The sequence below is a fragment of the Clostridium zhoujianii genome (assembly GCF_051590805.1).
Taxonomy (GTDB): domain Bacteria; phylum Bacillota; class Clostridia; order Clostridiales; family Clostridiaceae; genus Clostridium.
On record NZ_JBPUTF010000001.1, the window covers coordinates 373,482 to 388,198 of the forward strand.

15 protein-coding genes are annotated in these 14,717 nt (G+C 28.8%); 12 read left to right on the forward strand and 3 right to left on the reverse strand.

Annotated features, from left to right (window positions below; genetic code table 11):
- Window positions 1-149 precede the first annotated feature (149 nt).
- The 3 genes from ACSYT2_RS01855 to ACSYT2_RS01865 all read left to right on the forward strand — a co-directional run bounded on the left by ACSYT2_RS01855 (window position 150) and on the right by ACSYT2_RS01865 (window position 3,364).
- Complete coding sequence (locus ACSYT2_RS01855; protein ID WP_438383035.1) at window positions 150-878, forward strand: hypothetical protein; 729 nt, start codon at window positions 150-152, stop codon at window positions 876-878.
- Between the two features lie 79 nt (window positions 879-957).
- Window positions 958-1,485, forward strand: coding sequence for a putative immunity protein (locus ACSYT2_RS01860; protein ID WP_430857095.1), 528 nt, complete (start codon window positions 958-960; stop codon window positions 1,483-1,485).
- A 148-nt stretch (window positions 1,486-1,633) separates the two neighbouring features.
- Window positions 1,634-3,364 carry an oleate hydratase gene (locus ACSYT2_RS01865; protein ID WP_430857096.1) on the forward strand — a complete coding sequence of 577 codons (1,731 nt, stop codon included), beginning with the start codon at window positions 1,634-1,636 and terminating at the stop codon, window positions 3,362-3,364.
- A 50-nt stretch (window positions 3,365-3,414) separates the two neighbouring features.
- On the opposite strand, the gene dhaS is transcribed toward ACSYT2_RS01865, so the two are convergent.
- The 3 genes from dhaS to ACSYT2_RS01880 form a co-directional block, all read right to left on the reverse strand.
- Window positions 3,415-3,975: a dihydroxyacetone kinase transcriptional activator DhaS gene (gene dhaS / locus ACSYT2_RS01870; protein WP_438383036.1), complete on the reverse strand. Its 561-nt coding sequence runs from the start codon at window positions 3,973-3,975 to the stop codon at window positions 3,415-3,417.
- A 211-nt stretch (window positions 3,976-4,186) separates the two neighbouring features.
- On the reverse strand, window positions 4,187-4,561 hold the full coding sequence (locus ACSYT2_RS01875) for a YmaF family protein (protein WP_438383038.1): 375 nt from the start codon (window positions 4,559-4,561) through the stop codon (window positions 4,187-4,189).
- A gap of 433 nt (window positions 4,562-4,994) precedes the next feature.
- Window positions 4,995-5,693 carry a helix-turn-helix transcriptional regulator gene (locus ACSYT2_RS01880; RefSeq protein ID WP_430857099.1) on the reverse strand — a complete coding sequence of 233 codons (699 nt, stop codon included), beginning with the start codon at window positions 5,691-5,693 and terminating at the stop codon, window positions 4,995-4,997.
- 226 nt (window positions 5,694-5,919) lie between these two features.
- Between ACSYT2_RS01880 and ACSYT2_RS01885 the strand changes: the two genes are divergently transcribed.
- The 9 genes from ACSYT2_RS01885 (at window position 5,920) to ACSYT2_RS01925 (ending at window position 14,714) form a co-directional block, all read left to right on the forward strand.
- Window positions 5,920-6,108 carry a helix-turn-helix domain-containing protein gene (locus tag ACSYT2_RS01885; RefSeq protein ID WP_430857100.1) on the forward strand — a complete coding sequence of 63 codons (189 nt, stop codon included), beginning with the start codon at window positions 5,920-5,922 and terminating at the stop codon, window positions 6,106-6,108.
- A 53-nt stretch (window positions 6,109-6,161) separates the two neighbouring features.
- The gene (locus ACSYT2_RS01890) at window positions 6,162-7,133 is read left to right on the forward strand and encodes a phage replisome organizer N-terminal domain-containing protein (protein ID WP_438383039.1); all 972 of its coding nucleotides are present in this window, start codon (window positions 6,162-6,164) and stop codon (window positions 7,131-7,133) included.
- 79 nt (window positions 7,134-7,212) lie between these two features.
- Complete coding sequence (locus ACSYT2_RS01895; RefSeq protein ID WP_430857102.1) at window positions 7,213-7,809, forward strand: ATP-binding protein; 597 nt, start codon at window positions 7,213-7,215, stop codon at window positions 7,807-7,809.
- Between the two features lie 11 nt (window positions 7,810-7,820).
- Window positions 7,821-8,063, forward strand: coding sequence for a hypothetical protein (locus ACSYT2_RS01900; RefSeq protein ID WP_430857103.1), 243 nt, complete (start codon window positions 7,821-7,823; stop codon window positions 8,061-8,063).
- A 196-nt stretch (window positions 8,064-8,259) separates the two neighbouring features.
- The gene (locus tag ACSYT2_RS01905) at window positions 8,260-9,594 is read left to right on the forward strand and encodes a CoA-disulfide reductase (protein WP_438383040.1); all 1,335 of its coding nucleotides are present in this window, start codon (window positions 8,260-8,262) and stop codon (window positions 9,592-9,594) included.
- A gap of 239 nt (window positions 9,595-9,833) precedes the next feature.
- Window positions 9,834-10,490 carry a M15 family metallopeptidase gene (locus tag ACSYT2_RS01910; RefSeq protein WP_438383042.1) on the forward strand — a complete coding sequence of 219 codons (657 nt, stop codon included), beginning with the start codon at window positions 9,834-9,836 and terminating at the stop codon, window positions 10,488-10,490.
- A 14-nt stretch (window positions 10,491-10,504) separates the two neighbouring features.
- Window positions 10,505-11,200, forward strand: a complete 696-nt coding sequence (locus tag ACSYT2_RS01915; RefSeq protein WP_438383044.1) for a response regulator transcription factor — start codon at window positions 10,505-10,507, stop codon at window positions 11,198-11,200.
- Window positions 11,190-12,320 (forward strand): sensor histidine kinase, encoded by a 1,131-nt coding sequence (locus ACSYT2_RS01920; protein WP_438383046.1) that lies wholly within the window; start codon window positions 11,190-11,192, stop codon window positions 12,318-12,320. The genes ACSYT2_RS01915 and ACSYT2_RS01920 overlap by 11 nt, the downstream gene beginning before the upstream one ends.
- Before the next feature lie 255 nt (window positions 12,321-12,575).
- Window positions 12,576-14,714, forward strand: a complete 2,139-nt coding sequence (locus tag ACSYT2_RS01925; protein WP_438383048.1) for a DUF1430 domain-containing protein — start codon at window positions 12,576-12,578, stop codon at window positions 14,712-14,714.
- The last annotated feature ends 3 nt before the right edge of the window (window positions 14,715-14,717 follow it).

Here is a 14,717-nt window from a genome sequence, read left to right on the forward strand (position 1 = left end):
TTACAATTTGTATTACTGTACTACGTCCTTAATACAATAATATGATTGCGGTTTAAAAATGTCAATAGAAATTTGAAACTTTCCTAAATTATATCATAATAATTTACATAAAATATATAAAATGGTATTATATTTCAGGGGGTGTTATCATGAAAAAAAGCTTTAAGATAGTATCAATATTTGCTTTTATTTTATTAGGAACAGCATTTTTCGTAGGCTGTGGAGCTAGTAAAATAGAAAAGGGTATTGAGAAGGGGAAATCACAAATTGAAGAGGGTAATTATACAGAAGCAAAGGATACTTTTTCAGATTTATTAGTAGATATTAAAGATGAAGATAAGAAGAAAGAAGTTGAAGAGTATGTTAATTCAGCAGATAGACTTATAAATTCTAAAGCTAGTTTTGATGCAGGTCTATTAGCTTTAAATAATAAGGAATATAAAAGTGCTATAGATTCTTTAAAGCTTGTAATAGAAGAAGATAAAAAGAATATTGAGGAAGCAAAATTAAAATTGGAAGAGGCTAGTAAGGGCTTTAGTGATGAAATTATTGCAGCTGCTAGAAGTCTAATGGGTGAGGAAAAGTTTGATGAAGCTTTAAGTAAGTTACAAGAAGCTAAGACTGTATATGAAAATAGTGAATTTGATACAGTTATTCAAGAGGTTCAAGGTAAGAAGGATGAAAGTATTGCAGCTAAGAATGCAGCAGCAAGCAAGGCTCAATCAAGTACTACAGAAAGTAATTTTGAAAAAGCTATAAGAGAAGGAAAGATTATAAGTGCAAAGGATGCAGAAGCAGGAACGGCAGCATCAAAAGCTAAAATAGAAGAAGCAAGGAAAAAGGCTCAAGATAAAGTAAATAAGATACAAAATAGATAGAAGTCTAAATAATATTTATGATAAAATACAAATAAGCAAATGAAAAACATGAAATTTACAATTTGAAAGGAAAGTCATTATGGCTAAATTAAGAAAAATGTTAGGAGATATTAATTCAGAAGAATGCATCTCCCTAATGAACTTGATTGAAACACAGAGTAAAATCACATTGGCAACTTGGGCTATTGGATATGCTAAAAGATATTATCTAGGAATTTACGAAGCAGAGTGTCCAGATGATTTACGCTTCCAGAATATAATATTAGCTTGTGAAGAATATTTAAAAGGTAATATGAAATTAAAGGAAATAAAACCTATTATCAAGGAAGGAAGTCAGATTGCCCGTGAAGCTAATGATAATCCAATAGTACAAGCTACCGCACGTGCTATTTCCACGGCTCTTTCTACAATTCAGACACCTACAAGTACATTGGGATTTCTATTTTATGGTGCAGCTGCTGTTGCATATAGTGAAGTAGGACTTGGAGAAACTACAGAAGTTTATAATAAATTGGCCACAGTTGAACTTAATAGAGCTTTAAGTTCTTTGGAGGAAGTTTCTATTCCTAATGAAGAGTGTCCGGTAAAAATAAGTTGGAATTGTTAGATTCCCTTTTAATAAGCAGTTCAATCTAAGAGGTTGACTGCTTATTTTTATACAAATACTCAAGATTGTATAAATACATTTTAATAGATTAGAAGTATAATAATAAGCAAGAAGGTTAATGATATTAGTTGAAAGGCGAGGGGATTATATGAGTAAAAAGTCAAACAATAATAACAAGAATATACTACTTGCTTTAGGGGCAGTAGCAGGTGCAGCAGCAGTCGCTGCAATGGCATCAAAGAAGTTAAAAGAAAAATCACAAGTTGTAGAGAAAATGACCTTTGTTGATAGAGATAATGAAGATAAACAAGTATATTTCGTTGGTGGTGGTCTAGCTTCTTTAGCTGGTGCAGCTTATCTTGTAAGAGACTGTAACTTTAAAGGAGAAAACATTCATATTATTGAGGGAATGCATATTCTTGGAGGTAGTAATGATGGAGCAGGTGACCCTGTAAATGGATTTATATGCCGTGGTGGTAGAATGCTAAATGAAGAAACCTATGAAAACTTCTGGGAACTATTCTCTAGTGTTCCATCTTTAGATATGCCAGGGAAATCTGTAACAGAAGAAATTCTAAACTTTGATCATCTACACCCAACTCATGCTCAAGCGCGTTTAATAGATAAAAATGGAGTAATCCAAGATGTGAAAAGTATGGGCTTTAATAATGCTGACCGTATGACACTTGGAAAATTAATGATTACACCAGAAGAAAAATTAGATGATATGACTATTGAAGAATGGTTTAAAGATACACCACATTTCTTCACAACTAATTTCTGGTATATGTGGCAAACAACTTTCGCATTCCAAAAGTGGTCTAGTTTATTTGAATTTAAGCGCTACATGGAACGTATGATATTTGAATTCTCACGTATTGAAACTTTAGAAGGAGTTACTCGTACTCCTTATAATCAATATGAATCAGTAATACTTCCATTAAAGGCTTATTTAGATGAGTTTGGAGTAGATTTTAGTATTAATGCAAAAGTAACTGATTTAGACTTTAAACCAGGGGAAGAAATTACAGTAACAGCAATACATATAGAGGATTCAGAAGGCGAAAAAGTTATAAACCTAAAGAAAGGTGATATTTGTATTATGACAAATGCATGTATGACTGATAGTGCAACCTTAGGTGACTTTAACACACCAGCAGAATACAATCCAGATAAGCCAATATCAGGTGAACTTTGGTCAAAGGTAGCTAAGAAAAAGATGGGACTTGGTAATCCAGAACCTTTCTTTAATCATCCAGATCAAACTAACTGGGAAAGCTTTACTGTAACTTGTAAAGGAAATAAGCTTTTAAAGTTAATTGAAGAATATTCAGGTAATATACCAGGTAGTGGTGCTTTAATGACATTTAAGGATTCTAGCTGGTTAATGAGTATAGTTGTTGCAGCTCAACCACACTTTAAGAATCAACCACTTGATACAACTATTTTCTGGGGATATGGTCTATATACAGATAAGGTTGGAGACTATGTAAAGAAACCAATGAGGGATTGTACTGGAGAAGAAATGCTAATAGAACTTCTTCATCACCTTCATATGGAAGATAAGATGGATGAAATAATGGATAGTATAATAAATGTTATTCCATGTATGATGCCATATGTAGATGCGCAATTCCAACCACGTAAGATGACAGATCGTCCACAAGTTGTACCAAAGGGATCAACAAACTTTGCAATGATTAGTCAGTTCGTTGAAATTCCAGAAGATATGGTATTTACTGAAGAGTACTCAGTACGTGCAGCAAGGATAGCAGTTTATACTTTATTAGATGTAAAACATAAAAAGGTAATTCCAGTAACTCAATATAAGAAACAACCTAAGGTTTTAAAAGATGCCTTAAAAACAGCTTATAGATAAAAGGCCTTAGAAAACTATTTTAATTAATCTATCAAAAAACTACCCAATCATTAATTTGACAGGGTAGTTTTCTTTATTACTTTAATAATATCTCCATTAATTAATCTTTCTAATTTTTCAATAATACTTTCAGGGCTATCCTTCATACCTGCCTTCATCCAAGAAGTTAAAATTCCTATAAAAGCAAAGGTATAGAAGTTTGCAATAAACTCCTTTTCTTTAGTAGATACAGGAGAACCCTTTGAAACTTCTTCAACAACATCAATTAGAAGATTAAATATTTCATGTTGCAAAAAATCTTCAAGATGCTCCCTTCCCATTGAATGAAAGGTATTCATGCAAAAGGACTTATTATTACTTACATATTGAAATATTTTAAGGAAGCCTTCCTGCCAAGTGTCGTAGGAGATACAGTTAGATATACTACCTACAGCTTCAGTTTTATAAATCCAGCCTAATAAATCGTAGATGTCCTGAAAGTGGTAGTAGAAGGTTTGTCTATTAACACCACAATCATTAACTAAATCAGTAATTGTTATTTTCTGAAGAGACTTCTTTTCCATCATCTTTTTTAAAGATTTAGCAAGAGACTCCTTTGTCATTTGACTCATATAAATTACCTCGGTTTCTAAAGATATTAATTAAATTCTGAATATTTTATTAATAGTAATTATATTATGTTTAGGAGAAATTTACTAGGTGGAAAAGACATTAGTTTTTTCTTTAGTAATTTTTTTAGAATTAAATTCTTAATTTTTAATTTTATGTTTTAAATTAAAGAGGATGTCGCAAAATGACAAATCATTTACGACATCCTCTTTTTTATGGTAGTGCAGGTGCTTCAATCAAAGTAGTAAAGATGAAACAATGAAAATGTCCGTCTTCACAAGTTGTTTTACCTACAGCTAAATGAACATGTTTGCCACAGCCAACAGGGATTGGTGGCCCAGTAATAATACAAATTTCATGGAAGTGACCAAAGAAATCAGTATTAACTTTAATTTTATGAACATGAGATGCTTCAGGTCCGATAGCTTCACTAGAAATACAAGCGAAACGATGGTTATGTCTGTCATCGCATTCTTCAGCAAATTTAGTACTACCAAGAAATTCGTGGTTGTGTCTTTGCTCTGGTTCAGAGTTTGGACAGTTATTATAGCATTTATTATTATTAGAATATCTATCATAAGAATACATATAAAAAAACTCCTTTATTATGGAATAATATATAATATGTAACTTATGGATAAGGTGTGAGAAAAATATTATGTGAATAATAAATAATATTCTATAAGAAGCTTATAAATAGAAAACAATAGATAATTTTTATAAAGAGTATGTAAAATTAAAAAATAGAATCTTTACATAAGCAAAGGTTATATATATCTTTTTTACTTATTTATAAAAAAAAGTGCCATACTATATAAATTTCTATAGTATGGCCGCGTAAATAAATAGTTTAAAGATGGAATTGATGTGAAATCAATTACTGGGGGGTACCAACTAGTGTTAGTCCATCATTTAACATATATAGTATAACATAATATTACAAAAAGTGAAATAATTTTTCGAAGAATTTTTAATTCAAACAATATTCGGATTTAAGTTATAAATAGAAAAAGTATATTTACTATTTAGATAATTTACATTTATATAATTCTTTCATTTCATCTTCAAAAGTAAGTTCATAGTTATCATTTCCATAACTTTCAATTGATATTTTCGTTAATTTATTTAATAAAGTTGCTAGTTTATTTTGAGTATCACTTATTAAATCAGATAAGTGGACTGCTTTTTGAACAGACAAATCTTTTTCTAAAGTAGGGTTTGTAGGATCATCAAGATTTATGTACAAATCACAAAGACTGGATTTATATTTAGCTATAACTTTTTCAAATTCCGTAAGAATAAAAATATAATCTAAATTAATATTTGGTAGTTTTTCATCTCCATATAAATAATTACTTATACCAAAGGAGTTCATATGAGTTGCAAACATATTAAAGAAAGCACTTTTCATATCAGGGGTTAAATTCTCTATAAGCCTATCAATATTATCTTTTTTATATTCATTTAAGTAACTTTTATAATTTATTTCATTTAAATCATTAACTTCACTTTCATATAAAAAATATTCCATTGATACATTAAAAAAATCACAAAATATCATTGTCCACTTTAACCCAGGATTACGTCCATTTTCCCATGAAGATATATTCTGCGCATATATTTTATTTGAATTAGTCTTTTTATTTATTTCGTAGGCTAATTCTTTTTGGGTTAATTTTAATGAGGTTCTTAGTTCTTTTAATCTATTTTTCTTATCCAATGAAATATCCCTCCTTTTTCTAGTTATTATATCACAAAAATGTTTTAAACTAAATAATAAACAATTATTTGTAATATATAGAAAATTATGGTAATATTAAAATCATAATAATGTGTTAGTTAGAAGTTAGAAAAAACATAGCTTTCTATAATTTATTTATTATTCAGGGGAATTGGGTGTTTAAGGTAAGAGAAGGAAGGTTAAAAATAGGTCTTGGGGGAAGAGTATGGGCATATTAAATAGAAAAACCTGTAATATTCTGGAGCTATCACAAAGACTTAAAATATCTCATGCTAATGCGAGAAGGCTTACAGAAAAAGAAAACTTTCCAAGATTTATTTTTGGGGGTGAAGTAAGAATTGTTTTAAGTGAACTTGATGAATTTTTAGAAAATTACACTGGGGATATTTTTTAGTAGATAAAAATCAAGGTTAAATTGTATTTAAATTAATTAGAGAGGTGAGTTCAATGGAAGGTATGGCCTGGATAAAATCAATGACAAATATTTATGAAAGTGAGTCTATGAGATTATTAGATGTAATGCCAGAGAGAGATACTATCCACTATATTTATAGTAGACTTAAGATCCAAGCTGGAAGAACAAACGATGGAGGATATATCTATTATAGAGAAGGAGTAGCGTATACAGATGAAATGCTATCTACTATTTTTAATAGATCAGTTAATTCTATAAGATTAGCTTTAAATACCTTAGAGAATTTAGGTCTTGTTGAGGTTACAGAGGATAAATATATAAAAATTATAGAGTGGGAAAGAGAACAAAATGTAAAAGCTATGGATAAGGCAAAAGAGAAAAATAGAGAAAGAGTTGCAAAACATAGATTAAGAAAAATGGAAGCTGAAAGTAATGAAGGAGAAGAAGTAGAGGAAGAAAGGGCTACAGAATCTTGTAATGGTGATGTAACAATTACTGTAATGCCATGTAATGCTGATGTAATGGTACAGAAGAAGAGAGAAGAAGCAGATAAAGAAGTAGAAGAAGAAGTAGAAATAGAAAAGAGAGAGAGAAAGAAGAAAGAGAAAGAGTTACAAGGGAAATTAGAGATAGAAAAAAACAATGCTGCTACCATTGCTGAAAGTGGATATAAGGTCTTGACCTATTACGAGAAGATAACAGGTAGGGTAGGGATTTTGAATTTATCTGCACTAAATACTGCTATTGGCATCTATGGGGAGGAAAGGGTCAGACTAGCAATTGACAGAGCCTTAGAGGTTGATAAACCTAATATGAAATATGTTAATGGCATACTTAAAAATTGGGCAAAAGAAGGGTATCCAAAGGGGGAAGAAGGAAATGGGTATAGAGGCAATAGAAAGAATAAGGAACCAGATAAAAATAAATTCTCAGGTTTTAGGGCAAAAGAACCTGCAAGAATTACAGAAGGAGAGAGGAGAAAAACAGAGAAAAAACTTATATAAGTGTGATAAATGCAGTGATACAGGATGGATTCTAATACCCCGAGAGCATAGTCAGCCCCTTGCAACTAGGTGTGAATGTATGAAAGTTAAAAAGATTAGGGGAGAGTGGAAGGAGTCAGGGATAAGAACTGATATGTGTAAGTACACCTTTAGAAATTACGAGGTGTGGAATAATAGCTCTAGGGTAGCTAAGGACACGACTATAGCATATTTCAGTAATTATGAAGCCTTATTTGACAAGAGACATAATAGTATTATGTTATGTGGACAAGTAGGCTCAGGGAAAACCCATCTTGCAGTAGCCCTAGCTATAAATCTTTTAGAAACAAGAAGTAAAGTTATATATATGCCCTATAGGGATGTAATAACTAAAATTAAGCAAAATATGCTTGATAATGAGTATTACAGCAAGGTAATAGATAAGTATAAGACTTGTGAAGTGCTGCTTATAGATGATCTTTTTAAGGGAAAGGTAAATGACAGTGATATAAATATTATGTTTGAGATAATTAACTATAGGTATTTAAACTGTTTACCTATAATAGTTTCTAGTGAGTTTACAATAGAAAAGCTTCTGACCTTTGATGAGTCAGTGGGTTCTAGGATTTATGAAATGTGTAAAAAGTATATAGTAGAAATTAAAAAAGATATTAATAATAATTATAGACTTAGATAATGGAGGTTACTATGGGTAAAGAAGGTATGATAATTAGAAGGACAGTTAGAGATATGGAAAAAAAGCTAGAGAGAACTTTAATGGAAAATAAAGATTTAATGAGAGATAATACAGCACTTATCTGCGATAATAAAAGACTAAGAACTATGGTAAGGGAGCTACAGAAGCAAATTGGTGGAAGAGCAGAAGTTGTTAAAAGTAAGTCAACTAGAGCTGTGATTATATTTGATTCTAATAATTATAAAAGGAATTGATTATATAAATAAAGAAACTGTTTTATTTTTCTTCCAATACTGAAGGGATTAAATTAACATATATTTATAAAATAAAAAAATAATATAATCAGATTGGTAGAATGATAATTTTCTTGGTGACTTTAATATGGATGTAAAGAAAATTAAGTAAATATAGTTTATAATATATAAAAAGACTATTTTGGGAGGACAAAAGATGAGAGTAATAATAGTAGGTGGAGTTGCAGCAGGTATGAGTGCAGCAGCAAAATTAAAAAGAATGAAACCAGATTATGAGGTTATAGTTTATGAGAAAACAGATGTAGTATCATTTGGTGCCTGTGGACTACCATACTTTGTTGGTGGATTTTTTGATGATGCAAAGGAAATGATAGCAAGAAGTCCAGAGGAATTTAGAAAAACTGGAATTGATTTAAATATATTTCATGAGGTTCTTAAGGTTGATGTAGATAATAAAAAAGTCATAGTTAAAAACTTGGAAACTGGAGTTGAATTTGAAGACTCCTATGATAAGTTAATGATAGCAACAGGAGCAAGGGGTATAATACCTCCAATAAAAAATATTCAACTTGAGAATGTTTCAACATTAAAGAGTATGGATGATGGAGTAAAGGTAAAAGAATTATTAAACAAAAAAGAAAATAAGAATATAGTTGTAATAGGTGCAGGCTTCATAGGATTAGAAGTTGTTGAGGCAGCAAAGAATTTAGGTAAAAATGTAACTGTACTTCAATATGCAAATAGAATATTAGAACAAGTTTTTGATAAGGAAATAACTGATGTTTTAGAAGAAGAAATAAGAAAACATGATGTAGATTTAAGATTAGAAGAACTTGTTTTAGAATTAGTTGGAGAAAGTAAGGTAGAAAAAGTTATAACTAATAAAGGGGAATTTGATGCTGATGTAGTTATAGTAGCTACAGGAGTTAGACCAGCTACAGGATTTCTAAAAGATAGTGGTATAGAAATGTTACCAAATGGAGCAATAATAGTTGATGAGTTTGGTAAAACTTCTATAGAAGATATATATGCAGCTGGAGATTGTGCAACTATACAAAATATAGTTAGTAAAAAAGACAGTTATGTTCCACTTGCAACAGGAGCTAATAAACTAGGAAGAATAGTTGGAGAAAACTTAGCAGGAGCTAATAATAAATTCCAAGGTTCATTAGGCTCAAGTTGTATAAAAGTTATGAATATGGAAGCTGGATCAACTGGTCTTACTGAAGTACAAGCAGAAAAATTAGGATTAGATTTTAAAGTTAAGTTTATATCAGATTTTAATCAAACTAGTTACTATCCAGGTCAAGATAAGATATATGTAAAGCTTGTTTATGATGCAAAAACAAAAGTAATATTAGGTGGGCAAGTTGCTGGATATAAAGATGCAGTTCAAAGAACTAATGTAATAGCTGCAGCTATATTTGGAAAATTAACAACTAGTGAGTTAGGTATGTTGGATTTATGTTATGCACCACCCTTTGCTAGAACATGGGATGTATTAAATGTAGCAGGAAATGTATGTAAATAATAATTTGAGTTAAAAAAGGAAGCTTATCTAAATCTTATAGATAAGCTTCCTTTTATTTATGTATTTTAATATTCCTTTATTCCAAAGAACATATATTGTGCAGAATGCATATTACATGGGTTTCTTAAGGCAAGAGTAGATGAAAAAAACAAACTTAAGGTTTCGTAAGATTTTTTTATAATTCTTGTAAATTCTATCTTCTACAATAAAGTCAAGACAAATGAAAAGGAGTAGGGGATATGAAAAGAGGAATTAAGTTAATTTTATTAGTTATAACAATAGCATTACTGTGCTGGTATTCACTTAAATCTATAGGATATAATGAAATAAAGGAAAGTACTAGTAATACAAATAATATTTTACTTTTAGTAAATAAAAAAAATAGACTAGATAAAAGTTTTATACCAATGGATTTAATCATACCTAAAATACCATTTGCTGATGAAGCAATAGAAGAAGAAAAGCAGGTAGCAAGAATTATAAAAGAACCATTAGAGGAATTAATAAATGCAGCTAAAAAAGATGGAATAGTTTTAATAGGTAATTCTGGATATAGATCATTTAAATCTCAAGAAGATGTATATAATAATAGAGTAAGAAGTGAAGGTAAAAAAAGCGCTGATGCATATGTAGCTAAACCAGGATTTAGTGAACATCAAACAGGTTTATGTATTGATATTACTAACAAGCATAGATACTTTGCAGAAGGAACAGCAGAGGCTGATTGGCTTAAGGAAAACTGTAGTAAATTCGGATTTATTATTAGGTATCCTAAAGGCAAAAAAAATATAACAGGAATAGAATATGAACCTTGGCATATTAGATATGTTGGAAAAGATGTAGCAAAATATATTTATGATAATGACATTACATTGGAAGAATACTTAGAAAAATAAGGTGGGTGGAAAATATGAACTATAATAATATACTTGTAGTAGATGATGACAAAGAAATAAGAGAATTGTTGGAAATAAACCTTAGAAGTGAAGGCTATTTAGTATTTAAAGCTAGCTCTGGGAAAGAAGCTTTAGAAATATTAAATAATGAAGAGATTCATTTAATAGTACTAGATGTTATGATGCCAGATATGGATGGATTAGAAGTTTGTAAGAGGGTAAGAATTAATAATAATATTCCCATTTTAATGCTAAGTGCAAAGGTTGAAGATATGGATAGGATAGAAGGAATAATGACTGGAGCAGATGATTATATATGCAAGCCTTTTAATAGTTTAGAATTAATAGTTAGAGTAAGAGCCTTAATTAGAAGAGCATACTTTTTAAATTCTAAAATAGAAGCATCTGGGGATATTATAAATATTGATAATATGACTATAGATAAGAGAAAGCATAGAGTGACAGTAAATGATAATGAAGTAATTCTTACAGCAAGAGAATTTGAAATTTTATATTTATTAGCTACTAATAGAGGAAGAGTTTTTAGTGCAGAAGAGATTTTTGAAAGAGTTTGGAAAGAAAATTATTATCAGTCAAATAATACAGTTATGGTTCATATGAGTAGATTGAGAGATAAATTAGAACAAGATTCATCTAGTGATAAGATAATACACACTGTATGGGGAGTTGGATACAAGATTGAAAAATAAAAGAGTTTTTAAGTATTGGATTAAATCACTGGGCAATATAGTAATATCAGCAGTATTAACATATATAATAGCAATTCCAGCTAGAGAAGTAATAATTTTATTACATAGATATACGGAGATTAGAATTATAGATTATATATGGACCTTATGGAACACATTGCAGTATGAAAATATTGGTAGGTATCTAAACATAATAGCAATAGTACCTTTATTTCTAATTATAAATTATGCTATAACATATAAAAGTAATAAAAGTTTAGTTACGATTATAGAAGAAACAGAGATAATTTCAAATGGAAACTTAGATAAATTAATAGATATTGAAGCAACAGGTGATATGAGAAGTTTAGCAGATAATATAAACAATATATCAACACAACTTAAAGGAATAATGATAGAAGAGAGAAAAGCACAAAAAACTAAAAATGATTTAATAACAAATGTTTCCCATGATTTAAGAACCCCATTAACCTCAATAATTGGATATCTAGAGCTTATAGATGCTGATAAATATAAGGATGAAGTAGAACTGAGATATTATACTGATATAGCATATCAAAAGGCTAAAGATTTAAGTTTACTTATAAATGATTTATTTGAATTGACTAAAATGCAAAATAGCGCTATTACTTTAGAAAAATTACAGATAAATTTAGTAGATTTATTAGGCCAATTAGTAGTTTATTTTAAAAATGAGTTTGAAAAAGCAAATATGGAGGCAAGAATTAATTTTTCAGAGGATAAGTTAATAGTTTATGCTGATGGGAGAAAATTAGGAAGAGCCTTCGAAAACCTATTATCTAATTCAATTAAATATGGTAAAGATGGACCTTATGTGGATATTATAACAAGAGTTGAAGATTCAATGGCAGTTGTTGAAATTGTAAACTATGGAGAGCCTATACCTGAAATAGACTTACCTTATATATTTGATAGATTTTATAGAGTAGAAAAATCCAGAAATCGAGATATAGGGGGAACAGGACTAGGCTTGGCAATAACAAAAAATATTATTGAGTTACATAATGGTTCTATTTCAGCAGATAGTGATTACAGTAAAACTACATTTGAAGTAAGATTACCATTAAGTTCTAATGAAATGATAAAGGGAGATACTTAATTAAAATAAAAGGAAGCTTATCCATAAGATTTGGATAAGCTTCCTTTTTAATTACTACTTAACTTCAAGGTTAGTAGTTTGTCTTTGAGTGATATTAGCAGAGAACTTTTCATTTATCTTTTAAAAGTATTGACCTTCAGAAATAACCAATATAAAATAATACCATATTAAAGAATATATTACAAAAAAATCAAAATACAAAACAAATAATGCTACAATAAAAAAGTTAACTATAAATAGTTGGAGGAAGAGATATTGAAAAAAATTATTTATTTTTTATTAATAATTATTTCAATGTTCTCTTTTTCTATATTATTCAACAACGAAAAGTTGAAACAAGATAATAATATGGAAAAAGCAGAACAGTATTCAAGTAATTCATATAATATTTTAATTCCAAATGATATACAAAAATATTCAGAGGACAATGTGTACAATGGTATTATAGAGGTTGTAAAAAAATATAATGGGAATATCTATTATTCAAAGGTTGGGCCTAATAACAAGAAAATTAAATTTGTTTACTTGAGTGATTTAAGCTATCTTAATAATTTTCGAATTATAGATGGCAGAACATTAAGTTCTGATGATATGAACTCAGAAAGCTTTTTAAGCTCAGAAAAAACGGGAGATAAGAATCAGATAGGAAGGATCTCTACCTTTGATGGAACTGGATTATTTGAAATAAGAACTTTGAAATCTATAATTAATAGCAATTACTTATTAGATGGTAATTGCACTGTACAATTACAATCTAGCAATGATATAAATATGTTTATAAGGGATTTAGAGACAAGCCTTAATATTAATGGAATACAAAAGCAGGATAAAAATAATATATATCCAAAATATTACTACAATAAATGGATACATCCTTCTTTATATTTCATTGTTGTTTTATTAATTCTTTATAGTATTTTAAAATCATATAAAAAGTTTGGGATAAAAATAATGTTAGGATATTCAATTAAAGATATTTGGATAAAAGAAGTATCAAGTTTAGTGATTAGTCAAATTTTAATTGTAATTGTAGTGAATGTTATTATGAGTATATTTTTATTTAAAGAATTTAATATATATTTTATAGATTTTTTAAAAAATCTCTTTAAAAGTAACATAATACAAGTTCTTATTCTATTTATTATATCCTCAGTACCTTTTATATACTTAAACAATATTACCATAATAAATATAATTAAAAATAAGATTCCAATAAAAGATATTATAACTTTTAATTCTGTTTTAAAAGATATATTAGTAATATTATTCTTTATCTTAATAAATCAAGGAATTCTAAATTATGAAAGAATCAATAATGTTTTCACTAATAAATATGAAGCTTGGGAAGATGCAAAAGACTATTATATAATACCTTATATGAATAATAAAAATGAAGATTTACCTGAAGGTGAAGAATCAGTAAAGAAGCTAAGTCAATTATATTTAAATCTTAATAAAGATGGTACAATCATGGCTGATTTTAATTTATATTCACCAGGTCAACGGGAAAGGTTAAAAAATGATAAAAAGCATGATTATGAAAGAGATTGGGTAACTGTGAACCCTAATTACTTAAATGAAAATGTTGTTTATGATATTAATAATGAGCCAGTTAAAATTTCTGAGGATGATAATAATTTAGTGCTATTAGTACCTGATAAGTATAAGGAAGATGAAAAAGGTATAATAGAGTTATGGGAAAATATTAAGAATGGATATTCAGAAGGAGAAAGCACTAAAAATCAAAAAATTAAAATTCTATACACGAAATCAAATCAAAAAGTATTTTCTTATTCAGCTGATGTAAATATTAATGATGGGAATATGGTTGTTGATCCTATAATTAGGGTGATTACAGAAAAAAATGGAGTACCTTCGGACTATTATATTACCATAGGATTTACAGGGAATCCAATTAAAATTAAGGTTGATCCTTCCTTTGATTCGGAAAAATATATATATCAAAAGTTAAAAGAATTAGGGTTAGAAAAATATGTGGATAAGGTTGTACCAGCAAATGATGGGGTTGTTTTTGAAAGCAAATCTGTATATGAATTGCTGGCATTTATTATAGGGGGAATAATTATCTTGACATTGGCCATGGTAATAATTATAACTCAAAATATATATTGTTACTTTGAGCAATATAAAAAGCAGCTAGCTATAAGACAATTTCATGGCTATAAGGCAATTGATAAATATAAAGAGTGTTTATTATTAATATTAGTAACATCATTGGTAGCTTTTTTAGTTAATTGTTATATGAGAAATTTAGATTTTGCTATTCAAATTAAGTTAACTGTTATTTTTATATTTATTGATTTTCTAATAACTATAATAGTTATAAAGCTTGTTAATAAAAGAAAAACTACCAGTGTTATTAAAGGGAGCTAGTGA

Coding starts and splice junctions, on each gene's coding strand:
- ACSYT2_RS01875 (WP_438383038.1), bottom strand. CDS start 4,561: ATGTATTCTTATGATAGATATTCTAATAATAATAAATGCTATAATAAC.
- ACSYT2_RS01905 (WP_438383040.1), top strand. CDS start 8,260: ATGAGAGTAATAATAGTAGGTGGAGTTGCAGCAGGTATGAGTGCAGCA.
- ACSYT2_RS01915 (WP_438383044.1), top strand. CDS start 10,505: ATGAACTATAATAATATACTTGTAGTAGATGATGACAAAGAAATAAGA.
- ACSYT2_RS01890 (WP_438383039.1), top strand. CDS start 6,162: ATGGAAGGTATGGCCTGGATAAAATCAATGACAAATATTTATGAAAGT.
- dhaS (WP_438383036.1), bottom strand. CDS start 3,975: ATGAGTCAAATGACAAAGGAGTCTCTTGCTAAATCTTTAAAAAAGATG.
- ACSYT2_RS01860 (WP_430857095.1), top strand. CDS start 958: ATGGCTAAATTAAGAAAAATGTTAGGAGATATTAATTCAGAAGAATGC.
- ACSYT2_RS01910 (WP_438383042.1), top strand. CDS start 9,834: ATGAAAAGAGGAATTAAGTTAATTTTATTAGTTATAACAATAGCATTA.
- ACSYT2_RS01900 (WP_430857103.1), top strand. CDS start 7,821: ATGGGTAAAGAAGGTATGATAATTAGAAGGACAGTTAGAGATATGGAA.
- ACSYT2_RS01865 (WP_430857096.1), top strand. CDS start 1,634: ATGAGTAAAAAGTCAAACAATAATAACAAGAATATACTACTTGCTTTA.
- ACSYT2_RS01885 (WP_430857100.1), top strand. CDS start 5,920: ATGGGCATATTAAATAGAAAAACCTGTAATATTCTGGAGCTATCACAA.
- ACSYT2_RS01855 (WP_438383035.1), top strand. CDS start 150: ATGAAAAAAAGCTTTAAGATAGTATCAATATTTGCTTTTATTTTATTA.
- ACSYT2_RS01895 (WP_430857102.1), top strand. CDS start 7,213: ATGAAAGTTAAAAAGATTAGGGGAGAGTGGAAGGAGTCAGGGATAAGA.